The organism is Nonomuraea phyllanthi (genome assembly GCF_006334985.2).
GTDB classification, from domain to species: domain Bacteria; phylum Actinomycetota; class Actinomycetes; order Streptosporangiales; family Streptosporangiaceae; genus Nonomuraea; species Nonomuraea phyllanthi.
In genome coordinates, this window is record NZ_VDLX02000006.1 from 150,935 (window position 1) to 173,087 (window position 22,153).

Genomic DNA, 22,153 nt, shown 5'->3' on the forward strand with positions numbered 1-22,153 from the left:
GGCCAATAATCAGTTGAACGAGTGAGTACTCGCTCATTAGAGTCTCCGCATGACCAACCGGAGGCGAAGGGTGCCGGCCATGGCACCGGAAGACCGCCGTGCCGCGCTCATCGCCGCGACGATCCCCCTGCTGCGCGAATACGGCACCGCGGTGAGCACACGCCAGATAGCCGAGGCCGCGGGCGTGGCCGAGGGCACGATATTCGGCGTCTTCCCTGACAAGGCCTCACTGCTGCGGGCCGCGCTCATGAGCGCGTTCGACCCGCAGCGGGCGGTCGACGCGCTGGCCGCCATCGGCACGCACGTCGAACTGCGCGCCCGGCTGGTCAAGGCCGTCACGCTGATGCGGAAGGGCATGCAGGCCAACGCCAACCTCGTCGGCGCGCCAGGAAAGCTCATGGGCGACGACGCCGAGTTCCACGAGCACATGGTGAAGAGCAGGCACAGCATCGCGGGCGGGCTGGCAGCCCTGATCGAGCCCGACCGCGACCGGCTCCGGCGTTCCCCCGAGGCCACGGCACAACTGCTGCTCATGCTGGTCGCGGTGAGCGTGCACCGCGGATTCGGCCATGGCGGCGAGTTCGGGGACATGGACGACGAGGAGATCGTCTCCGTCCTGCTCGACGGGCTGCTGGTGCGGCCCTCCCCCACTCCTTCGACAGAAAGTCCCTCTTGATGCTGCTCCGACTTCTGCGGGTCCAGCTCAGGCCGTACGGGAAAGAGATAACGCTCGTCGTCCTCTTCCAGTTCGTGCAGACCCTGGCCACGCTCTATCTCCCCACACTCAACGCCGACATCATCGACGGTGGCGTCGTCAAGGGCGACACCGGTTACATCATGCGCGTCGGCTTAGTCATGCTCGGCGTGACGCTCATCCAGATCGTCTGCTCGATCGTGGCCGTCTACTACGGCGCCCGCACGTCGATGGCCCTGGGCAGGGACCTGCGGGCCGCGATCTTCCACCGGGTGCAGGACTTCTCCGCCCAGGAGGTCAACAGGTTCGGCCCGCCGTCCCTGATCACCCGCACCACCAACGACGTGCAGCAGATCCAGCTGCTCGTGCTGATGACGTTCACCATGATGGTGACGGCGCCGATCATGTGCGTCGGCGGGATCGTGCTGGCGCTGCGCCAGGACACGGCGCTGTCGTCGCTGCTGGTCGTCGTGCTGCCCGTGATGATCGTCATCGTGGGCCTGATCGTGATGCGGATGCGCCCGCTCTTCCGCACGATGCAGGAGCGCATCGACCGCATCAACCAGGTGCTGCGCGAGCAGATCACCGGCATCCGGGTCATCAGGGCGTTCGTGCGCGACAAGCACGAGCGCGAGCGCTTCGGCGTGGCCAACGACCAGCTGACCGACGTGTCGCTGCGGGTCGGGCGGCTGATGGCGCTGATGTTCCCCTCGGTCATGCTGGTGGTGAACGTGTCCAGCGTCGCCGTGGTGTGGTTCGGCGGCGACCGCATCGCCGACGGGACCATGCAGGTGGGCGCGCTGACCGCGGTCATCTCCTACCTGATGCAGATCCTCATGTCGGTGATGATGGCGATGTTCATGTTCATGATGATCCCGCGCGCCGAGGTCTGCGCCGAGCGCATCGAGGAGGTGCTCGACACCGAGCCCACCGTCCACCCGCCGGCCGACCCGGTCACCCCGGAGAGACACATCGGCGAGCTGGAGCTGCGCTCCGTGGACTTCCGCTACCCGGGCGCCGAGGAGCCGGTGCTGTCCGACGTGAGCTTCGTCGCGCGGCCCGGCCGGACCACCGCGATCATCGGCAGCACGGGCAGCGGCAAGACGACGCTGCTCAACCTCATCCCGCGCCTGTTCGACGCGACCGGCGGCGAGGTGCTGGTCGACGGCGTCGACGTCCGCGACCTCGACCCGGCCGCGCTCTCCCGCGCGGTCGGCCTCGTCCCGCAGGCGCCCTACCTCTTCTCCGGCACCGTCGCCTCCAACCTGAGGTACGGCCGGCCGGACGCCACCGACGAGGAGCTGTGGCGCGCGCTCGAGGTGGCCCAGGCCCGCGAGTTCGTCGAGGCGATGCCCGGCGGCCTGGAGGAGCCCATCTCCCAGGGCGGCACGAACGTCTCCGGCGGCCAGCGCCAGCGCCTGGCCATCGCCAGGGCCCTGGTGCACCGGCCCGAGATCTACCTGTTCGACGACTCGTTCTCGGCCCTCGACTACGCCACCGACGCCCGGCTGCGGGCCGCGCTGGCCGAGGAGATCACCGACGCCACCATGGTGATCGTGGCCCAGCGGGTCAACACCATCCGCGACGCCGACCGCATCCTCGTGCTCGACGAGGGCCGCGTGGTGGGCAGCGGCGACCACGCCGAGCTCATGACGACCTGCCCGACGTACCGCGAGATCGTCCTGTCCCAGCTCACCGAACAGGAGGCCGCGGCATGACGACCCAGGCTCCCGCGCGCCGCCCCCAGCCCGGCTTCGGGCCCGGCAGGATGATGGGCGGCCCCGCCGAGAAGGCGCTCGACTTCGGCGGCACGCTGCGCCGCCTGGTGCGGCTGCTGCACCCCGAGCGCGCCCTGCTGACCGTCGTCCTGGCGCTCGGCACGGCCAGCGTCGCGCTGACCGTGACCGGTCCCAAGATCCTCGGCCACGCCACCGACCTGATCTTCTCCGGCATCATCGGCGCCCAGCTGCCCGCGGGCGTCACCAAGGAGCAGGCCGTGGCGGGCCTGCGCGCCCGGGGCGAGACCACGTACGCCGACATGGTCTCGTCGATGAGCGTCGTGCCCGGCCAGGGCATCGACTTCACCGCGCTGGCCCAGGTGCTGGGCTGGGTGCTGGCCATCTACGTGCTGGCGGCGCTGCTCGGCATCGTGCAGTTCCAGCTGACCACGATCGTCGTGCAGCGGGCCGCGTTCCGGCTGCGCGAGCGGATCGAGGCCAAGCTGGCGCGGCTGCCGCTGAGCTACTTCGACGGCCAGCCGCGCGGTGAGATCCTCAGCCGCGCCACCAACGACACCGACAACATCGCCCAGACGCTCCAGCAGACGATGAGCCAGCTCATCTCGTCGCTGCTGACGGTGGTGGCGGTGCTGGTGATGATGTTCTGGATCTCGCCGCTCCTGGCGCTCATCGCGCTGGTCACGGTGCCGCTGTCGGTCTACGTCACCGCGGTCGTCGGCAAGCGCTCGCAGCCGCAGTTCATCAAGCAGTGGTCGTCGACCGGCAAGCTCAACGGCCACATCGAGGAGATGTACGGCGGGCACACCCTGGTCAGCGTGTTCGGCAGGCGCAAGGAGGCCGCCGAGACCTTCACCGAGCACAACGACGCCCTGTTCACCTCCAGCTTCCGCGCCCAGTTCATCTCCGGGATGATGCAGCCGGCGATGATGTTCATCGGCAACCTCAACTACGTGCTGGTCGCCGTCGTGGGCGGGCTCAAGGTGGCGTCTGGCTCGATCTCGCTGGGCGACGTGCAGGCGTTCATCCAGTACTCCCGACAGTTCAGCCAGCCGCTGACCCAGGTGGCCGGCATGGCGAACCTCGTGCAGTCGGGCGTCGCCTCCGCCGAGCGGGTCTTCGAGCTGCTGGAGGCCACCGAGCAGTCGCCCGAGCCGACCGAGCCGGCCCGGCCCGGCCAGGTCAGGGGGCGGGTGGCGTTCGAGCACGTCTCCTTCCGCTACGCCGAGGACCGGCCGCTGATCGAGGACCTGTCCCTGACCGTCGAGCCCGGCCAGACCGTGGCCATCGTCGGCCCCACAGGAGCGGGCAAGACGACGCTGGTCAACCTCATCATGCGCTTCTACGAGGTGACCGGCGGGCGCATCACGCTCGACGGCGTCGACATCGCCGAGATGTCCAGGGAGGAGCTGCGGGGCAACATCGGCATGGTGCTGCAGGACACCTGGCTGTTCGGCGGCACGATCGCCGAGAACATCGGCTACGGATCCGAGGGCGCCACCCGCGAGCGCATCGAGGCCGCCGCGGAGGCCGCCCACGTCGACCGCATCGCGCACACGCTGCCCGACGGCTACGACACGGTGATCGACGAGGAGGGCGCGACGGTCAGCGCGGGCGAGAAGCAGCTCATCACGATCGCCCGGGCGTTCCTGTCCGAGCCGGCGATCCTCATCCTGGACGAGGCCACCAGCTCGGTCGACACCAGGACCGAGGTGCTCATCCAGCGGGCGATGAGCACGCTGCGCGAGGGGCGCACGAGCTTCGTCATCGCCCACCGGCTGTCCACGATCCGCGACGCCAGCCTGATCCTCGTCATGGAGAACGGGCAGATCGTCGAGCAGGGCACGCACGAGTCGCTGCTGGCGGCGGACGGCGCCTACGCCCGGCTCTACTCCGCCCAGTTCGCCCAGGCCGTGGCGGAGGTGGACTAGCCAGGCCGGTCGAGGTGCAGGCTCTCGAACATGGCAGAGACGATCTTCGCGGCCGGCGGAGGGACAAGGGGATGGAGCCTGTGGACGTGATCGTCGCAGGTGGTGGGATCGGCGGCCTCGCCACGGCGTACGCGCTGGAGGCGGCGTTCGCCGGGGCCTGACCGCAGGTGCGCGAGGGCCTGGCGTCGCTGTGGCGCCACCGCCGCTGGGCCATGTACGACCGGCCGCCCATCACGCGCTGGGTGGCCGGTCGCATGGTGCTGACGGGCGACGCCGCGCACCCGATGCTGCAGTACCTCGCGCAGGGCGCCTGCCAGGCCGGCGAGGACGCCCACGCCCTCGCCGGGCACGCCGAACGGCTCGGCGAACGGGACCTGGCACTCGAGGAGTACGAGTCGGACCGGACCGCGCGCACCGCCCGCGTCGTAGCGCCGGCCGTCACCAGGTGACGGGCAGCTCGTGCATGCCGTACACGGTGGCGTTGTCCTTGAACGCGAGCTGCTCGTCCGGGACGGCCGGTCGCAGGCCGGGGATCCGCCGGAACAGCGTGTCGAAGACGATCTCCAGCTCCACGCGGGCGAGGTTCTGGCCCAGGCACTGGTGCGGGCCGTAGCCGAACGCCAGGTGGCTGCGGGCGTCGCGCTCGATGTCGAACGCCTCGGCGTCCTGGAACACCTCGGGGTCGCGGTTGCCGGCGTTGGCCAGCATGAGCACGCCTTCCCCCGCCGGGATGACGGTTCCGCCGAGTTCCACGTCCTCGGTGGCGATCCGCATCATCGCGAACTCGGCGATGGTGAAGTGGCGCAGCAGCTCCTCCACGGCGCCCGGCGTCCTGGCGGGGTCCTCGCGCAGCGCGGCCAGCGCGTCAGGGTTGCGCAGCATCATGTACGTGCCCAGCGAGATCATGTTGGCCGTGGTCTCGTGCCCGGCGAGCAGCAGCAGGAACGCCAGGCTGAGCAGCGCGCCGTGGTCCTCCTGGCCGCTCTCGCGCTGCTTGATCACCTGGCGGCCGAGGAGGTCGTCGCCGGGGTTCTCCTCCTTGGCCGTGACCAGCTTGTCCAGGTAGATGACCAGCTCTAGGGCCGCGTGCTGCCGCTCCTGCGCCGTGACGGCGTGGTCGAGCAGCTGCGCGGAGTTCGTCTGGAAGAAGTCATGGTCGTCGTACGGCACTCCGAGCAGCTCGCAGATCACCAGCGAGGGAACCGGCAGCGCCAGCGCCCGCACCAGGTCGACGGGGCGCGGCCCGTCCAGCATGGCGTCGATGTGCTCGTCCACGATCTGCTGGATGCGCGGCCGCAGCGCCGCCATCCGCCGGACCGTGAACTCCCCGATCACCGCGCGGCGCACCGGACCGTGCTCGGGCGGGTCCATCTCCAGCATCATCTTCGGCAGCGGCGACTGGCCCGGGTCCATCTCGCCGTTCAGCCTCGGCGCGTTGGGATGGCGTCGGTTCGCGCTGAAGCGCGGGTCGCTCAGGACCGTGCGGATGTCCTGGTAGCGGGCGGCGACCCAGGCGGCCGAACCTCCCGGCAGCGTGACCTTCGTGACCGGCTGCTCGCGCAGGAGGCGAAGGTGCTGCTCGGGCGGCGCGTACGGGCAGGTCCGGGTGAGCTGGAGCGTCTCAGCGGAGTCAGTGGTCACGTATGTCCCCAATCAGCATGCCATTTCCAACTTCCCTACATATGCAGGCTAACCTACAGATGTACGGTTCAGTACACTGAACTGTGGCCCTGACCAGAGAGAGAAAGAGCGACATGGGCGACCCCCGGGTGCGCCGCACGCAGGCGGCCCTGCAGAGCACCCTGATCGACCTCGTCCAGGATCGCGAGCTGTCCCGGATCAGCGTCGCCGACGTCGCCGAACGCGCCGGGGTGAGCCGCTCCACGTTCTACGACCACTACCGCGACGTGCACGAGCTGGCCGAGGCGGCCTGCACCGCGATGATCGACGACCTGATCGAGGCCATCCCCGACCCCGGCACCTGCGACGGCGCCCACGCGGCCGCCGACTCCTTGCTGGCGTTCTTCGCCCACCTCGACGAGCACGCCGGCCTCTACCGCGGCGTGCTCGGGCCGCAGGGGAGCGCCCGCGTGGTCGACCACGTGCGCCGCCGCGCCACCGTCGCCGCCTACGTCGGCGCGCGCCGGGCCGCCACGGGCCACGAGGCGCCCACCGACTACACGGCGCCCGTGCCGCACGACGTGCCCGCCGCGTTCACGGCCGGGGCGCTCATCGGCGTCGCCACCGACTGGCTCCAGCACGGATGCCCCAGCTCGCCCGCCGAGATGGCCGCCCTGACCCGGCCGCTGCTGATCGCTCTCTACCGCGAGGACGGCCGCGGACAGGCGTGACGGTCCAGGAGGGCGCGGTCGTGCGATGACGGTGCTTCCCGGCCGGGCATCGGGAGTCGTGCCCGGCTTGACTTCAAGTCCGCTTGAAGTCGCATCCTGGGCGCCATGTCCAAGACATCTGACGACAGGGAATCGCTCATCCGCAGGCTCGACGTGGCCGAGGCGCTGCCCGGCGCCGCCGCCCTGCGGGCCCGCACCTACCAGTTGCTCGCCCTGCCGGCCGGGGCCGGGGTGGTGGACGTGGGCTGCGGCGCCGGGCGGGCGGTGGCCGAGCTGGCCGGACGGGGCGCACGGGCGGTCGGCGTGGACCTCGGCGAGGAGATGATCGCCGTGGCCCGCCACCGCTGGCCGGAGGCGGACCTCCGCGTCGGCGACGCCTGCGACCTGCCGCTGGAGGACGGCGCGGTGGCCGGCTACCGGGCCGACAAGGTCTTCCACGACCTCGCCGAGCCGGAGAAGGCGCTGGCGGAGGCCGCGCGGGTGCTGGCGCCCGGCGGGCGGATCGTGCTGGCCGGGCAGGACTGGGACACCATCGTCGTCGACTCCGACGATCCGGCGCTCACCCGTACCGTCGTGCACGCCCGCGCGGACCAGGTGCCGAACCCCCGGGCCGCCCGGCGCTCCCGCAACCTGCTGCTCGACGCCGGGTTCGAGGAGGTCGAGGTGGAGGTCCACACGGGCGTGTTCACCGACGGGACGATGCTGCCCATGCTCACGGGGTTCGCCGCGGCCGCCCGCGCCGGCGGTGCCATCACCGCCGGGCAGGAGGCCGCCTGGGTCGCCGAGCAGGCCGAGCGGGCCAGGACCGGCCGCATGTTCCTGGCCCTGCCGATCTTCGTGACCTCGGCCCGGCTGCCCCGGGACCCGCGCTGACCTCGGACTGAGGCCGTTGACCCGGGCTCAGGCCTTTGACCCGGGCTCGGGCGGTTGACCCTGGCCCGGGCTGCCTGAGCCCGGGCTCGGACCGCTGACCCCGGGCTCGGGCTGCCTGAGCCCGGGGCTGGCGCTCAGGCCGGGTGGTCCGCGACGTACACCGGCGCGCCGACCTTGGTGGTGTCGGCGGCGTCGCCGACGCCGTTGACGACGTGATCGATCGTCCCGGCACTGAGGTTGACGGTCATGATGTGGTGCAGCCTGACACCCGGCGCCTCCGGCACCTCGAACCCGTTCTCGGTGTGGATCTCCGGATTGTTCTGGTTGAAGACGTAGACCCCGCCGCCGTACAGCCGGTGCGTCCTCACCCGGTCGCCGACCTTGTAGCCCGCCCAGCCTTCGACGTCGCCGTTCATCCAGTCGGCCTGCGTCGGCGGGTCGTACGGCAGCTCGTTCTGGTAGAGGATCGTGGTGCCGTCGTCGCCGTTCCACACGGTGTTGTACTGCTGGAAGTGCTCGACGAACAGCCCGGTCGCGGTCACGTGGTCGCCGTTGATGACGGCGCCGTTGCGGCCCAGGTTGGTGTTCCAGCGCTCGGTGTCGGTGAGGCCCTCCACCCCGTGGTCGGCGCGCCACACCCAGGCGTGGTCGATGAGCACGTGGTCGCTGTTGACCTCGAGCGCGGTGTCCGTCCTGCCGACGTGCGGCCCGCCGACGCGGAAGTACACGTCGGACAGCGTGGTCGGGTTGCTCGCCGAGCTCCAGCGGTGCCCGTGCCTCTTGCCGACCCTGAGCAGGACCGGCGACTTGTCGGTGCCCGCGTCGACCGTCACTCCGGCGACGACGACGCCGGGCACGTCGGCGACGTCGAGCGGGGTCGAGCCGTGGACGGCGGTGAGGGTGGCGTGCCCGAGGCCGAGCACGACCGTGTTCGGGCGCCTGACCTCGATGCTCCGCGCGATGTCGTACACGCCGGGGGTGAGCAGCAGGTGCTTGCCCCGCGCGAGCTGGCTGTTGATGACCCGCACCGGGTCCGACGGCCTGGCGACGAAGAAGTCCCTGAGCGGCAGCGTGCGGCCGGGCGTCATGCCGTCCGCCCACGTGATGCCGCGCGCGTTCTTCCGGGCGGAGGGCACGCGGACGTTGAGCCCGCCCCGCGCGTCGGCGAACAGGTAGGGCTTCTCGCGGCTGACGGGAGTGGTGTCGAGCGTCGTGTACGGCGGGTTCGGGAAACCGCTCTCGTCCGGCGCTCCGGCGACGCCCGAGAAGACCTGGTTCCACACCCCGTTCGACCAGCCGGCGATCTCGCTGTCGCGGGTCAGCCACTGCTGCTGCGATCCGTTGGTGACCGTCGGCAGCCTGGAGTCGGCGATGAAGCCGCCGCTGGCGTACTGCGGGCCGGCGGTGCAGTAGTCCATCAACGACAGGTTGCCGCCGGTGATGTCGATGCGGCGCATCGACACCGCCTGCGAGACGGCCCAGATGTTCGCCGACGCCCGGCAGCCGTCCTGGCCGGCCGCGTTGACGTTGATCGACAGGTTGGACAGCGTGCGCCAGAAGTTCACGAGCGCGAGGCAGTTGGCGGTCCCGCCGTCCTCCAGGCAGCGGTTGTAGACCTCGACCTTGCCGTTGATGACGACGTCGGTGGGGGAGGCGCCGAGGCCGGCGATCTCGGTGTAGTAGCCGACCTCGATCTGGAGCGGCTGCTCGGCGGTGCCGTACGTGCCGGGCCTGAAGAGGTAGGCGTGGCGCGCGGTGCCCATCTCGGCGTCCACCTGGGCGGCGTGCGCCGCGTCGAGGGTGGCCTGGATGTCGGCGACCGGCATGCCCGGATCGAACACGGTGACGTTCGGCCCGAGGTCGGGTAAGCGGTGGGCGGGCGAGGCGGCGACGGCGGGCGTGCCCGCCGTCATGACGGCGGTCGCCAGCACGAGCCCGATCGCGCACAGCCGGCCGATCTTCCTCGTGCCGCCCGCGGGAGGCTGGGTCGTCAATGCGGTACGTCCTTTCCGCTGCGTGCGCAGCGATCCGTGGACACAGGACAGGACCCCCGACGTGCGGCCGGCGATTCGCGAGACCGCCGAGAGAGCGCTCTCTCGCACGTACGGTTCTACCGCGTGCGCGGCCGGATCGCAATCGTCCCGACAGGGGTTGGCCGGCCGCGCTTGATCGTATTTCCTGAGATGATCCCCCCTAGCGTGAGGATCAGACGATGCCCCGTTCGAGAGCCGTCCTGTCCGTGCTCGCCGTCACCGCGTCCGCGCTGCTGGTCAGCGGCACCGCCGAGGCATCGGCGGACCCGCCGTTACCCTCGGCGATCTTCCGCGCCACGCACAACAGCTACTCCGGCAACGTGGACGGCGCCAAGAACTCGATCACCTACCAGCTCGACCACGGCGTCCGCTTCATCGAGCTCGACATCCACGACAACGGCTACGCCAGCGCGCACGACTACTCCATCGGCCACGACTCCCCGGGCGACCTGGTCGACCACGCGGGCAACCCCGCCTCCAACCGGCTGCGCGACTGGCTCGACGTGATCGACACCTGGTCCGCGGGACACCCCGCCGCCGCGCCGATCGTCGTCGCGCTCGACATCAAGGACGACCTGACCGACAACCCCTCGTACGCCGCGGGCAACCTGGCCGCGCTCAACCAGGAACTCACCTCCGTCTTCGGCGCGCGGCTGTTACGGGCCGAGGACTACCCGGCCAGTTCGCCCTCGGTGGACGCCCTGCGCGGCCGGGTGCTCGCGCTGCTCTCCGGCAACGGCCAGAGCCGCACCCTCTACAAGCGCGACATCGGCGACAACCCGGCCATCGCGATCAACGGCCGCGGCCAGGTCGTGGAGGTGCACGACTCGGGCTCCGGCACGCTCTGGTACTGGACCGGCACGTACGGCGCCGACGGCCGCGTGACGTGGCTGCGCCACGGCAGGTACGACACCGGCGTCACGCCGGCCGTCGCGCTGAACGACAACGGCGACCTGGTGGAGGTCCACCAGTCCGAGAACGAGAGCACGCTCTGGTACCACGTGGGCCGCCTCGGCGCCGACGGCGAGATCACCTGGTCGCCCAGCCGCCGGTACGACGACGGCATCCTGCCGACGATCAGGTTCACCGACGCTGCGGGCACCCGGCTGCGCGAGATCCACCGCAGTCAGAGCAACAGCCAGAACTGGGACTGGGAGGGCGTGCTGGACGCCGGCGCGATGACGGTCTCCTGGGGCGGGCACGGCAAGACCTCCGACGCCCGCTACGACAAGGCCACCTCCACCAGCGGCACCGCCCGCGTACACGTGTGGAACGGCGCCGACGGCCCGACGCCGTCCCGGACGCTGCGGGTCGACACCGACCGGCACGCCGGCGACCGCATCCGCTACCAGCAGGTCGCCTTCGACGAGTTCCAGAAGGGTGACAGCGCCGAACTCCAGCAGGGCGCGCTGTTCTACGCGGCGCCCGCCGGAGAGTCCGCGTTCCTCACGGCGGCCCGGCAGGCGGGCCGGCTCGCGCGCGGCTGGGACTTCGACTCGGCCGGCCAGGCCACCGACCCGATGGTCACCTACCCGGCGACCAACCGCCCGTACGCCGCGTGGTACCAGGACCTCCTCGCCCAGGCCGGCGCCATCGAGTGAGCACGGGCGCCCGCACCACCGGCGAGCGCCCGTGGTGCGGGCGGGCGAGCCTGGTCAGTCCCTGTTCCGGTGGGACAGGGTGTCAGGCCCTGTTTTTGTGGGACAGCCAGGTCACCGCCCAGAGGACCACGCCGATCGCGAGCAGCACGCCCGCGATCTCGTACTGGCCGGACGGTCGTCCGGAGGACCACGGCAGCACGAGGTAGAGGCACGTGACCGTGCCCACCACGGGCAGGACGCGGCCCGCGTTGAAGTGCTCCACGCCCGTCTGATCCCTGCGCAGGACCAGGACGGCCACGTTGACGAGCGCGAAGACCGCGAGCAGGAGCAGTGACGTCGTGCCGCCCAGCAGCGCCAGGACCGGGCTGTCGGGATCGAGTGACAGGAACGTGATGAGACCGATGGCGATGGCGGTGGTGAACACGATTGCCGCGTGCGGCGTGCGCCGGGCGTGGTTCACCTTCGCCAGGAAGGGCGGCAGCACGCCCTGCTTGCTCATCCCGTACAGGAGCCGGCTGGCCATCAGCATGTTGATCAGGGCGGAGTTGGCGACGGCGAACATCGAGATGAACGGCAGCAGGTCGCCGATGGGGATGCCGGGAGCGGCGGTCTCGACGACCACCACCAGGGGGGTCTCGCTCTCGGCGAGCTGCCCGACCGGCACCACGGCGACGGCGCAGATGGACACGAGCACGTAGATCAGCCCGGTGATCCCGATCCCGGTGAACATCATGCGGGGGAAGATGCGGGTCGGGTTCTTGGTCTCCTCCGCCATGTTGACGGAGTCCTCGAAGCCGACCATGGCGAAGAAGGCCAAGGACGTCGCGGCGCTGATCGCCAGGAAGACGCTCTTGTCGGAAGGGGTCTCGAACGCGACGACGCGGGAGAAGTCGGCCTGGCCGCCGAAGATGAAGTAGAGGCCGGCCACGATGACGAGGAGCAGGCCCGACAGCTCGATCGCGGTGAGCACGACGTTGATCTTGACGCTCTCGCCGACGCCCCGCAGGTTGACGGCCAGGACCAGGAGCATGAAGAGCAGGGCGATCACCAGGATGAGGCCGTTGCCGGCGTCGAGGCCGAGGCCGGTGGCCAGGTTGGCGGCGAAGGCCCGCGAGGCCGCCGAGGCCGAGGTGATGCCCGAGCACATCACGGCGAAGCACACCAGGAAGGTCAGGAAATGCTTGCCGAAGGCCTTGTGGACGTACAGGGCAGCGCCCGCCGCCTCCGGATATTTCGTGACCAGCTCCAGGTAGGAGCACGCCGTGATCAGCGCGACCACGAACGCGATGGCGAAGGGCAGCCACGCGGCGCCGCCCACCTCACCGGCGACCTGGCCGGTCAGCGCGTAGACACCGGTGCCGAGAATGTCGCCGACGATGAACAGCAGCAACAGGCCCGGCCCCATCACCCGTTTCAGGCTGGGCTGGCCGGTGTCGCCGGTCTCGGCCGGACTGGAGGGACTGATCTGAGCCACGGGGGTTCCTCCTCGTGCGTCAGCCGCGGGGGCTGCGATGGGATGGGACTACGGGATCGCGGGTGGACCGGCTCCCGCCCGCCAGGGCGGCCAAGTGATCTCGACCTTCATCCTGACACGATACGGTCTCGCCCTGTCATCCGTGAAGACGTCGTCACGCAGAGCCAGCGGTGAACGTGATCACGGCCGGCGCGGCCCCGCTTGCTCGCGCCCGTCCTGGCCCGCTTGCTCGCGCCCGTCCTGGCCCGGTTGCTCGTGCCCGCCACGGCCCGCCTCCCTGAGGGCCGGACTGGTGGAGCCCGGCGGTTCGGGAGGTGGTCGCGGAGATGGCAGCGCTCCTCGACCGGCGGGCCGCCGGGGGGTGGGAAGGTCCGTGCCGTACCTGTTGTGTGGCCTTTTACCTGGTCGGGCGCCAGGCCGGCGTGTCAGCATTCCCGGCAGCGCGGCGCTGAATGGCGCACCGAAGGGTGCCACGGGGGTGGTAAGCGACATCGCGCTATCGGCCCGCCCGGGTGCGGCGGTTTCACCGCCGCGCCCGCGCATGGACGGAGGGGGACACATGACCGTCGTTCTCTACGCACTGGGCGCCATTGTCGCGGCCCTCATCGGCTATCTCGTGAATCAGGTCCCGCCCATCAGGAAGAAGTGGACCACGAAAGCGCGCCTGGTGCTGGTGGGCACCATCTTCGTGCTGTGCCTCTCCTCCGCGGCCGTGGCACAGTGGCAGCTCATCGCCGGCAGGCCCGCACCCGTGGCCGAGATCCAGGCGCCCGCGGACGGGCAGAAGTTCAAGCGAGGCGAGCGCGTCGACATCAAGCTGAACAGGCCTGTTTCCGATGGCCACTCTCTCTGGTTGGGCTACCAGAACGAGGCGGGCGGTCCCTGGATCATCCAGGCCGCCATGTGCTCGGTCGTCGAGGAGTCCGTCGATTGCGGGCCGCTGCACGTCGGCCACGACGCGAAGGACCGGTCCGCCTTCAGGCTGTTTCTCTTCGACGCGAACCCGGCCGCCGCGGCGGCCTTGGGAACCGGAGAGGTGAGCAGCGGCGGCGCCGGCGCGAACAGGAGTTATGACACCTTGCCCAAGGGCGTGGTGCCGATCAGCCAGAAGAAGAACATCACCTTGCTCTAGCGGAGGCCGGCCGGCCCCTTGACCGGGGTCCGGCCGTGGTCTTGAATGCCTGCAATCGATTTCATCGGTCATGAGGAGCCTTTCGGGTGCGGAACGGACGGCACGCGCCGCTCATGCGGGCGTACGCCGAGCAGGTCGTGAGCCTGATCGGCAGGATCGAGGCCGAGGAGGCCGGCGCCGTGGAGGAGGCGGCGGCGCTCATCGCCGGCCACCTCACCCGGCACGGGACCGACCGGCTGATCTACGTCTACGGCCCGGGAGGGCACTCCAACCTCGCCGCGCAGGAGGTGTTCTTCCGCGCCGGCGGCCTGGTCAACGTCAGCGCGATCCTCGACGAGGGCACGCTGCTGTCGGGCGGCGCGCTGCGCTCGATGGCCATGGAGCGCACCCCCGGCTACGGCCGCGTCGTCATCGAGGACAACCGGCTCGGCGCGGGTGACCTGCTCATCCTGGTCAACGCCTACGGCATCAACGCCGCGCTCATCGACGCCGCGCTGACCGCCCGCGAGCGCGGCGTCACCGTGATCGGCGTCTCCTCCAGGGAGCACGCCGAGCGGACCGAGCCCGGCCACCCGGCCAGGCACCCCACCAAGCGCAACCTGCACGACCTCGTCGACGTGCACATCGACACGAAGGTGCCGGTGGGTGACGCCGTCCTGGAGATCGAGGGGGTTCCGGAGCGGGTCGGCGCGATCTCGACGTTCGCCAACGCGTACGCGCTCAACGCGGTCATGGCCGCGGCGATCGCCGACCTGGCCGAGCGCGGCACGGTCCCCGAGATCTGGCGCAGCGGGAACGCGCCGGACGGCGACGAGCGCAACGGGCTGTTCCTCGACCGCTTCCGCGGGCGCGTCCGATGGCTCTGACCGGCGCACTGCCCCGGTAACGCGGCTCCCTCAGCTGACCGCCTGCCGGGCGGCTTTTACACCATGGACAACATCACGTCATGTTGTTACGTTCGGGGAGATTTGACAGCGGTGTCAATCCTTGTCCCCCCACGAGGAGCGGAGATCGTTGATGGTGTCACGACGCAGTTTCCTCCGGGCGAACGGCGTGGTCCTCGCGGCCGGCGGCCTCGGCCTCACCCTCCATGACCCCGCCGCCGCGAGAACCCGCCCCGCCGCCCCCCTCCTGCCGAACTTCGGCCGTCCCGCCCACCTCGACGTCGCCGACGTCAGCACCCTCCACGGCGACGACCAGCTGCTCCTGACCACCCTCCAGGGCGTCGTCAACCGCCGCCGCCCGCGCCTCTACTTCGGCTACGACGCCGCTGGCCACGACGAGCGCTGGCTGTCCAGCACCGGCGCGGCCGTCACCCGCCACGACCGCCCCCTCGACCTGGTGGCCCGGTACCGCTCCGAGGTGCGCGGCGCGATCCTGCACGATCCCGGGGTCCCAGACTCGGTCAACGTCGCCACCACGCTGGCCGGGCTGGAGAACGCCGTCGCCGCCACCGCCGAGCAGGCCGCCGCGCACGGCCTGCGTACCGTCGTGGACCTGCGCGGCCGGTTCGACCCCGCCGACGTCCTGGCCACGTACCGCTGGCAGCTCGACCACCTGTTCCCCCGGTGCACGCACACGCTGCTCGCCGGGCTGCCGCCCACCAGGACCGTGCGGGTGGACGGCGTTCAATGGCGCGAGATCGCGCGGGAGACCGAGCGCGTCCGCGACTCCTCCAACCGGGCGGTGCGCACGTTCGACCTGAGCCAGGAGCTGGCGACCGCCCAGGACGGCGTCTACCTGCGCTTCCAGGACTCGCTCGGCGACGACGGCTGGGGCGCGTCGGTCGGCTCGGTGAAGGTGAGCGCCGACGGGACGCAGATCGCGGCGTTCACCCCCGGCACGGACGCCGAGGCCCCCTACCTGTTCGACGGCCTCAACTCCGCCATCGGCGGCGACGCCAACCGCTTCGCCGACGGCGGCAACTACTTCGTCTACCGCTTCACCGCCCCCGAGGGCGCCCGGCAACTGCTCGTCGAGGTCGACCTGTGGAACCAGTACCTGGTCACCGCCACCACCACCGCGCCCACGCGGGTCGAGCCGTTCCCCTACTTCCGGGACTACGTGGTGGCGACCAGGGCCATGGTGTTCTGGCTGCCGCCCAGCGGCGCGACCGGGGAGCTGCTCGACGAGATCTTCGGCCGGGTCGAGCCCGCCACGCCGTACGCGGGCTGGTTCTCCAACGACGTGGCCGGCGAGTGGGGCGGCGTGGACCGCGCCTCCCAGCACGGCGTCGAGGTGGTCCCCGCCGACTACTACATGAACGCCACCGTCCACGCCGGGGTCCGCGCCCGGATCTCCGACCAGGTGCGCCGGCGGCCGCCGGCCCGGTTGCGCGACCGCGTCCACCTTACGCTCACGGTCGGCGAGGGCGACAACATCCAGTACTGCCAGCGCCGGATGCGCGAGATCTGGGACGACCCCGCGCGCGGCGGCGTGCCGGTCAACTGGACGGTCAGCCCGCTGCTGGCCGAGATCGGGCCCGCGCTGCTGGCCTACTACCAGCGCACGGCCACCGCCAACGACCTGCTCATCGCCGGCCCGTCCGGCGCCGGTTACACCTACCCGGGGTCGTGGCCGGCGGCGGCGCTGCGCGCGTACACCGAGCTCACCGGGCGTTTCCTGCGCCGCACCGGCATGGACATCGCCTACGCCTACAACCACCGCAAGCCGGAGGGCGACGGCTGGGTGGCCTTCGACGAGCGCGTCGCCGCCGCGTACCGGTGCGACACCCCCGTTCGCGGCCTCATCCAGTCGTGGGAGACCGGCGACCTGCTGATCGACCCGGCGGGCCTGCCCGTGATCGGCAATCTCTCGCCGCAGGGCAGGGCGCGGGAGTACCGCGACACGCTGGTGCGGCGGATCGAGGGGTGGGACGGGAGCGAGCCGCTGTTCATCGCCGGCGCGGTCAACGCCTGGAACTGGACGCCGGCCGACATCGCCGAGCTCGCCGGCCTCCTGGGGGACCCGTTCGAGATCGTCCGCGGCGACACGTTCTTCGCCCTGCTGCGGGAGCGCCTCGCGTCCTGACGCGTGCGCGGGATCCGCGTGCCGGGGTCGCCGTTCCGCTCAATGGCATGGGCCTGGACCGTGCGATCGGCGTCCTCGATGATCGGTAAGGTCGGCGTCACGGCCTTCGCGCCGTGCGGCGCCGTCCCCGCCACAGCCGTACGGCGCCGCCACGCTGCCCCGACGCACAGGAGACCGATGACCCACAAGCGCTCCGACCGGCCAGGAGAGCTCGACGATCGGCTGGACGCCCTGCTGGCCGACGTCCTCGGCAAGGTCGACAGCAAGGACCCCCGGCTCGGCGACCTGATCACCTCCCTGGTCGGCCACCTGCACGCGTTCGTGCGCGAGACGCGGCCCACCGAGGCCGAGTGGCTCGCCGGGATCGACTTCCTGGTGCGGACGGGGCAGACCTGCACCCCGCAGCGCAACGAGTTCATCCTGCTGTCCGACATGCTCGGGCTGACCTCGGCGGTGGACGACGTCAACCACGCGGGCCCGGCCGGCGCCACGCCGTCGTCCGTGGAGGGCCCGTTCCACGCCGCCGCACCGCCGCGCGAGAACGGCGCGTGGATCGCCACCGGCCCCGAGCGGGAACGCGGGCAGGTGATGGTCGTGCGCGGCCGGGTCAGCGACACCGACGGCAACCCGATCGCGGGCGCCACCGTCGACATCTGGCAGGCCGACGACGCCGGCCACTACGACAGCCAGGACCCGGCGCAGGAGGCGGGCAACCTGCGCGGCCTGTTCACCACGGACCAGGACGGCGGCTACTGGTTCCGCAGCGTCGTGCCGTCCAGCTATCCCGTGCCGACCGACGGCCCGGTGGGCGGCCTGCTGCACGCGCTCGGGCGGCATCCGATGCGCCCGGCCCACATCCACTATCGTGTCGAGGCCCCAGGCCACCGGCCCGTGACGACGCACGTCTTCGTCGCCGGGGACGAGTACCTGGGCTCGGACGCCGCGTTCGCCGTGAAAGAGGAGCTCATCGTGACCCCCCTGACCGACCACGACCCGGCACGCGCCGCGCGCCTGGGCGTCGATGCCCCGTTCGCCGACTTCGTCTTCGACGTCCGGCTCGTTCGGCTGGGGGAGAGCGCGTGAAACTCGTGGGCGTTCGCAGCGGCCGGCGCGTCGACGTCGCCGTGCAGGTCGGCGACCGGCTGACCCCCGTCGCCGAGGTGGGCGAGTTCTACGCCGACCTCGACGGGTGGCTGCCGAAGGCGCGCCTGATCGAGACCGGATCGCGGCCCGCGGCGGAGGCCGAGCTCGCGCCGCCCGTGCCGCCGTCCGCCCGGGTCATCTGCGTCGGGCTGAACTACCGGGCACACGCCGCCGAAGGCGGTTTCACGCCGCCCGAGCATCCGACGATCTTCGGCCGCTGGGTGGCGTCGCTGTCGGTCAGCGGCACGCCGGTGCCGGTCCCGCCCGGCGAGCCGGGGCTGGACTGGGAGGGCGAGGTCGCCGTCGTCGTCGGGCGGCGGCTGGCCGACGTGGACGAGGAGACGGCCGCGGGCGGCGTCCTGGGGTACGCCGCGTTCAACGATCTCACCGCGCGGGTCGCGCAGAAGCTCACCTCGCAGTGGACCCTCGGCAAGAACGCCGACCGCAGCGGCCCGATCGGCCCGCTCGTCACCGCGGACGAGGCCGGCGACCTGGCGGACGGGCTGGCCGTACGCACCCGGGTCAACGGCGAGACCGTCCAGGACGGCAACACCCGCGACATGATCTTCGGCGTCGGCGAGCTGCTGTCCCGGATCAGCCGCGTCCTGACCCTGGAGCCGGGAGACGTGATCGCCACCGGCACCCCCGAGGGCGTCGGTTACGTCCGCACCCCGCCCCGCTTCCTGCGGCCGGGCGACGTCGTCGAGGTCGAGGTCGACCGGCTCGGCGTGCTGCGCACCCCCATCGTGTCCGCCGGGGAGCGGTCATGAGCGGCCGGGTCCCGGTGCTGATCGCCGGTGGCGGTCCCAGCGGCCTGGCCGCGGCGATCGAGCTGGGCCGGCGCGGCATCGAGGTGACGGTCGTCGAGCCGCGCACGACGCTCGACCCGCTGCGGCCACGGGCCAAGACGACCAGCATCCGCACGATGGAGCACCTGCGGCGCTGGGGGCTGGCCGAGGAGCTGCGCGCGGCCAGCTCGCTGCCGGTGAGCTACGCGCAGGACGTCGTCTTCTGCACGGGGCTGTTCGGGCACGAGATCACCCGCTTCCGCGGGGCGTTCGGGCTCACGGTGGACCGGCGGGAGGAGTACGCGGAGCCGGGACAGCAGGTGGCCCAGCCGGTGGTCGAGCGGGTGCTGCGCGACGCGGCGGCCCGGCTGCCCGCCGTACGGCTGCTGATGGGGTGGCGGGTCACGGCGATCGAGGACGGCCCCGACGAGGTGCGCGCCACCCTCGAAGCCCCGGACGGCGCCCGCCACGAGATGAGCGCCCAGTACCTGCTGGGCGCCGACGGCGCGGCCGGCGTCAGCCGGGCCGCCATCGGCGCGCGCTACGAGGGATCCTCGGGCGCGCTGCCCAACATCAGCATCACCTTCCGCGCGCCCGCGCTGGAAAGCGAACCGCTCTGCGCCACCGGCGTGCACTACTGGGTCATCGGCGCCGAGGTCGGCGGGCTGATGGGCCGGCTCGACCTCGACGGCACCTGGTGGGCGATCGCGCAGGGCATCGACGACCCCGATGCCGCCGACCCCGCCAAGCTCGTCCGCGTCCTGGTCGGCGCCGACATCGACGTCACCGTGCTGGCCACCGACCCGTGGTCGGCCCGCATGCTGCTCGCCGACCGCTACCGGGGGCAGCGGGTGTTCCTGGTCGGCGACACGGCGCACCTCAACCCGCCGTGGGGTGGGCACGGCTTCAACACCTGCGTCGGCGACGCCGTCAACATCGGCTGGAAGCTGGCGGCCGTGCTGCGGGGCTGGGCTCCGGCCTCCCTGCTGGACACCTACGAGCCGGAACGCCGTCCCGTCGCCGAGCGCACCATCGACGCGGCTGCCGGCCAGGAGGCGTTCCTCGCGCCGTCGTTCGCCGACGGCCTGCTCGACGGCGAGGACGAGGCCGGGACGGCGTTCCGGGCCGACCTCGCACGGCGGCTGCGGGTCAAGAACAGCGAGTTCCACAGTCTCGGCCTCGTCCTCGGCTACGACTACCGCGACTCGCCCGCCGTCGTCCCCGACGGCCTCCCGCTGCCCGCGCCGGTGCTGGAGACCTTCACGCCGTCCGGCCATCCCGGGGCCCGGCTGCCGCACGCCTGGCTGCCGGACGGGCGCTCGATCTACGACCTGCTCGGCGACGGCTTCACCCTGCTGCGGCTGGCGCCCGAGGCCGACGGCACGGCCCTGTCCGGCGCCGCCGCCCGGCGGTCGGTGCCGCTGGAGGTGGTGGATCTCGCCGGGCCGCCCCTCCTGCGTCCCCGGTACGGCGCCGATCTCGTCCTCGTCCGGCCCGACCAGCACATCGCCTGGCGCGGCGACCGCGTCGAGGACCCCGACGGGCTCCTGGCCCAGGTGATCGGCGAACCGGCACGGTCCGAGCCCGGCCGGGCCGCGGCAGGACGCTGAGGGGTCACACCGGGGTCGGGGTCGCGCCCAGTTCGCGGGAGATGCCCTGGGCCGCCGTCTGCACCGCCAGCGCCAGGCGGCGCGGCTGGGCGGCCCGCTCGGGCAGCAGCACGCTCACGGCGGCCACGACCTCGTCGCCCGCCCCGCAGATCGGGGCGGCCACCGACACCAGCGGCTCGGCGTCCCGGCGGCGGAAGATCGCCAGCCGCTCCCTCCGGACCGTCGCCAGCGCGCGCCGCAACGCCGCCGGTGCGATGGGCCGGTTGTCCGGCTCGCGGTTGACGGGCCGGGACAGCAGCTCCTCCTGTACGTCCTGGGGCGCGAACGCCAGCAGCACCCAGCCGATCCCCGTGGAGTGCAGCGGCACGTGCCCGCCGATGCGGTAGGCCACCGGGGTCGCCGCGTGCCCGGACAGCCGCTCCACCAGCGTCGCCCGCAGCCCGTCACGCACGCCGAGCAGCACGTGCTGCCGCGTCACGGACGCGAGGTCGGTCATGTACGGCAGCGCCACCTGCCGCAGCCCGTGACCGCGCGGGGCCAGCGAGGCGACCTCCAGCAGGCGCAGCCCCACGCAGTAGCGCCCGTCCTCCGCGCGCTCCAGCGCGCCCCACGCCACCAGGCGCGAGGCCAGCCGCAACGCCGAGCTCGTCGGGATGCCGCTGAGCCGGCTCAGCTCGCCGAGGGTGAGCCAGCGCCGGTGCTCGTCGAAGACGGCGAGCAGGGACAGCGCGCGATCCACGACCGGCTCACCGTGCGCGGGACGCCGCCCCCGCGCCGCCGGACCTGCCTGGGCACCGAGCTCGCGTTTCATCGATCGGCATTATGCCGAAAGGCCCGCGGGCACCTGGGAGGCGACGGGGACCCAGCGGAACCGGCCGCCGGGGCCCGGCTCGGCGTGGCCGAAGACCACGTCGGCGAAGTGGTTGCCGTAGCCGATGGTGCCGGGCCGGCCCAGCTCCTCCACCAGGCGGCGGCGGTGCACGGCGGACTCGGCGGGGTCGTGGTCGATTCCGCAGGACCATTCGGGACGGCCGACCTGGATCGGGGCGTGCAGGGCGTCGCCGAACGCGATGAGCCGCCGATCGCCGCCGGTGATGACGTAGGTGGTGTGGCCGATGGTGTGCCCGGCCGCGTACGAGACCCGGACGCCGGGGAAGATCTCCTCGCCGTCCTCGGCCGTACGCACCCGGGGCGCGAAGACGGCCAGGCGTTCCTCGCTCGCCCCGCCCTCGACGGCCAGGTCACGCCGTTCCCATTCGGGCGCCGCGACGACGTGGGCGGCGTGCGCGAACGGCGGTGCGCCGGTGCCGGGCGCGGGGCTCCAGGCCCAGCCCAGGTGGTCGGTGTGCAGGTGGGTGATGGCGACGGTCTCGATCCGGCGTGGCTCCCGGCCGAGCAGCCGCAGGTTGTCGAGCAGGTCGCCGCCGTACAACCGGCCGATGAAGGGGTTGGCCGGGTCGTCGGGAAGGGACTCGGGCCCGAAACCGGTGTCGATCAGGAGGGCGCGGTCGCCGCGCTCCACGAGCAGCCCGCCGATGCCGGCGACCAGGAAGCCGTCCTCGTCGAGGTGCTCGCGGTGGGCGGCCCAGTCGGCGGCGGTGGCGGCGGGAAGCCAGCCGCGCGGCTTGAGCCGTACGAGCCCGTCCGGGACGTAGGTGACGGTCAGGTCGCCCAGCCGGAGCGAACGGGCGAGCGGCGCGCGGCTCAGCCGCGCGCGGTCGAAATCAGTGGTCACGATGCCTGCCTCGCACTCAGGG

The 22,153-nt window shown here is 71.9% G+C and carries 18 protein-coding genes; 13 read left to right on the plus strand and 5 right to left on the minus strand.

Features of this window, described 5'->3' with window-relative positions; translation table 11 throughout:
* The first annotated feature begins 79 nt into the window (after window positions 1–79).
* The 4 genes from FH608_RS17880 to FH608_RS17895 all read left to right on the plus strand — a co-directional run bounded on the left by FH608_RS17880 (window position 80) and on the right by FH608_RS17895 (window position 4,810).
* Window positions 80–676 (plus strand): TetR/AcrR family transcriptional regulator, encoded by a 597-nt coding sequence (locus FH608_RS17880; protein WP_226899648.1) that lies wholly within the window; start codon window positions 80–82, stop codon window positions 674–676.
* Window positions 676–2,412: an ABC transporter ATP-binding protein gene (locus tag FH608_RS17885; RefSeq protein WP_193318478.1), complete on the plus strand. Its 1,737-nt coding sequence runs from the start codon at window positions 676–678 to the stop codon at window positions 2,410–2,412. The genes FH608_RS17880 and FH608_RS17885 overlap by 1 nt, the downstream gene beginning before the upstream one ends.
* Complete coding sequence (locus tag FH608_RS17890; protein ID WP_139631666.1) at window positions 2,409–4,361, plus strand: ABC transporter ATP-binding protein; 1,953 nt, start codon at window positions 2,409–2,411, stop codon at window positions 4,359–4,361. The genes FH608_RS17885 and FH608_RS17890 overlap by 4 nt, the downstream gene beginning before the upstream one ends.
* A gap of 167 nt (window positions 4,362–4,528) precedes the next feature.
* Window positions 4,529–4,810 (plus strand): FAD-dependent monooxygenase, encoded by a 282-nt coding sequence (locus FH608_RS17895; protein ID WP_317135567.1) that lies wholly within the window; start codon window positions 4,529–4,531, stop codon window positions 4,808–4,810.
* On the opposite strand, the gene FH608_RS17900 is transcribed toward FH608_RS17895, so the two are convergent.
* Window positions 4,800–6,002: a cytochrome P450 gene (locus tag FH608_RS17900; protein WP_139631667.1), complete on the minus strand. Its 1,203-nt coding sequence runs from the start codon at window positions 6,000–6,002 to the stop codon at window positions 4,800–4,802. The two genes, FH608_RS17895 and FH608_RS17900, sit on opposite strands and share 11 nt — an antisense overlap.
* 113 nt (window positions 6,003–6,115) lie before the next feature.
* Here FH608_RS17900 and FH608_RS17905 point away from each other — a divergent pair, with 113 nt between their 5' ends.
* Both FH608_RS17905 and FH608_RS17910 read left to right on the plus strand, forming a co-directional pair.
* Window positions 6,116–6,712 carry a TetR/AcrR family transcriptional regulator gene (locus tag FH608_RS17905; protein WP_139631668.1) on the plus strand — a complete coding sequence of 199 codons (597 nt, stop codon included), beginning with the start codon at window positions 6,116–6,118 and terminating at the stop codon, window positions 6,710–6,712.
* A 105-nt stretch (window positions 6,713–6,817) separates the two neighbouring features.
* The gene (locus tag FH608_RS17910; RefSeq protein WP_139631669.1) at window positions 6,818–7,585 is read left to right on the plus strand and encodes a methyltransferase domain-containing protein; all 768 of its coding nucleotides are present in this window, start codon (window positions 6,818–6,820) and stop codon (window positions 7,583–7,585) included.
* Window positions 7,586–7,719: 134 nt separating this feature from the next.
* Here FH608_RS17910 and FH608_RS17915 read toward each other — a convergent pair whose 3' ends face one another.
* On the minus strand, window positions 7,720–9,579 hold the full coding sequence (locus FH608_RS17915; RefSeq protein WP_193318479.1) for an adenylyl cyclase: 1,860 nt from the start codon (window positions 9,577–9,579) through the stop codon (window positions 7,720–7,722).
* 218 nt (window positions 9,580–9,797) lie between these two features.
* Between FH608_RS17915 and FH608_RS17920 the strand changes: the two genes are divergently transcribed.
* Complete coding sequence (locus FH608_RS17920) at window positions 9,798–11,219, plus strand: PI-PLC domain-containing protein (protein ID WP_139631670.1); 1,422 nt, start codon at window positions 9,798–9,800, stop codon at window positions 11,217–11,219.
* An 82-nt stretch (window positions 11,220–11,301) separates the two neighbouring features.
* Here the strand turns inward: FH608_RS17920 and FH608_RS17925 are convergent, their stop codons facing one another.
* Complete coding sequence (locus FH608_RS17925) at window positions 11,302–12,693, minus strand: APC family permease (RefSeq protein WP_226899649.1); 1,392 nt, start codon at window positions 12,691–12,693, stop codon at window positions 11,302–11,304.
* A gap of 559 nt (window positions 12,694–13,252) precedes the next feature.
* On the opposite strand from FH608_RS17925, the gene FH608_RS17930 reads away from it, so the two are divergent.
* The 6 genes from FH608_RS17930 to FH608_RS17955 all read left to right on the plus strand — a co-directional run bounded on the left by FH608_RS17930 (window position 13,253) and on the right by FH608_RS17955 (window position 20,396).
* Window positions 13,253–13,825: a hypothetical protein gene (locus FH608_RS17930; RefSeq protein WP_139631671.1), complete on the plus strand. Its 573-nt coding sequence runs from the start codon at window positions 13,253–13,255 to the stop codon at window positions 13,823–13,825.
* 86 nt (window positions 13,826–13,911) lie between these two features.
* Window positions 13,912–14,691, plus strand: coding sequence for a sugar isomerase domain-containing protein (locus FH608_RS17935; RefSeq protein ID WP_226899650.1), 780 nt, complete (start codon window positions 13,912–13,914; stop codon window positions 14,689–14,691).
* Between the two features lie 151 nt (window positions 14,692–14,842).
* Entirely contained in the window at window positions 14,843–16,855 is a 2,013-nt protein-coding gene (locus tag FH608_RS17940) for a GxGYxYP domain-containing protein (RefSeq protein ID WP_139631672.1), read from the plus strand.
* A gap of 177 nt (window positions 16,856–17,032) precedes the next feature.
* Window positions 17,033–17,938 carry a dioxygenase family protein gene (locus FH608_RS17945; protein WP_139631673.1) on the plus strand — a complete coding sequence of 302 codons (906 nt, stop codon included), beginning with the start codon at window positions 17,033–17,035 and terminating at the stop codon, window positions 17,936–17,938.
* A complete protein-coding gene (locus tag FH608_RS17950) occupies window positions 17,935–18,768 on the plus strand; it encodes a fumarylacetoacetate hydrolase family protein (protein ID WP_139631674.1) in 834 nt (277 codons plus the stop codon). The genes FH608_RS17945 and FH608_RS17950 overlap by 4 nt, the downstream gene beginning before the upstream one ends.
* Entirely contained in the window at window positions 18,765–20,396 is a 1,632-nt protein-coding gene (locus FH608_RS17955; protein ID WP_139631675.1) for an FAD-dependent monooxygenase, read from the plus strand. Before FH608_RS17950 ends, FH608_RS17955 begins: the two co-directional genes overlap by 4 nt.
* A gap of 4 nt (window positions 20,397–20,400) precedes the next feature.
* Here the strand turns inward: FH608_RS17955 and FH608_RS17960 are convergent, their stop codons facing one another.
* Both FH608_RS17960 and FH608_RS17965 read right to left on the minus strand, forming a co-directional pair.
* Window positions 20,401–21,207 (minus strand): IclR family transcriptional regulator, encoded by an 807-nt coding sequence (locus tag FH608_RS17960; protein WP_139631676.1) that lies wholly within the window; start codon window positions 21,205–21,207, stop codon window positions 20,401–20,403.
* A 9-nt stretch (window positions 21,208–21,216) separates the two neighbouring features.
* The gene (locus FH608_RS17965) at window positions 21,217–22,131 is read right to left on the minus strand and encodes an MBL fold metallo-hydrolase (protein ID WP_193318480.1); all 915 of its coding nucleotides are present in this window, start codon (window positions 22,129–22,131) and stop codon (window positions 21,217–21,219) included.
* Between the last annotated feature and the right edge of the window lie 22 nt (window positions 22,132–22,153).

Coding starts and splice junctions, on each gene's coding strand:
- FH608_RS17880 (WP_226899648.1), top strand. CDS start 80: ATGGCACCGGAAGACCGCCGTGCCGCGCTCATCGCCGCGACGATCCCC.
- FH608_RS17885 (WP_193318478.1), top strand. CDS start 676: ATGCTGCTCCGACTTCTGCGGGTCCAGCTCAGGCCGTACGGGAAAGAG.
- FH608_RS17890 (WP_139631666.1), top strand. CDS start 2,409: ATGACGACCCAGGCTCCCGCGCGCCGCCCCCAGCCCGGCTTCGGGCCC.
- FH608_RS17905 (WP_139631668.1), top strand. CDS start 6,116: ATGGGCGACCCCCGGGTGCGCCGCACGCAGGCGGCCCTGCAGAGCACC.
- FH608_RS17910 (WP_139631669.1), top strand. CDS start 6,818: ATGTCCAAGACATCTGACGACAGGGAATCGCTCATCCGCAGGCTCGAC.
- FH608_RS17920 (WP_139631670.1), top strand. CDS start 9,798: ATGCCCCGTTCGAGAGCCGTCCTGTCCGTGCTCGCCGTCACCGCGTCC.
- FH608_RS17930 (WP_139631671.1), top strand. CDS start 13,253: ATGACCGTCGTTCTCTACGCACTGGGCGCCATTGTCGCGGCCCTCATC.
- FH608_RS17940 (WP_139631672.1), top strand. CDS start 14,843: ATGGTGTCACGACGCAGTTTCCTCCGGGCGAACGGCGTGGTCCTCGCG.
- FH608_RS17945 (WP_139631673.1), top strand. CDS start 17,033: ATGACCCACAAGCGCTCCGACCGGCCAGGAGAGCTCGACGATCGGCTG.
- FH608_RS17955 (WP_139631675.1), top strand. CDS start 18,765: ATGAGCGGCCGGGTCCCGGTGCTGATCGCCGGTGGCGGTCCCAGCGGC.
- FH608_RS17960 (WP_139631676.1), bottom strand. CDS start 21,207: ATGAAACGCGAGCTCGGTGCCCAGGCAGGTCCGGCGGCGCGGGGGCGG.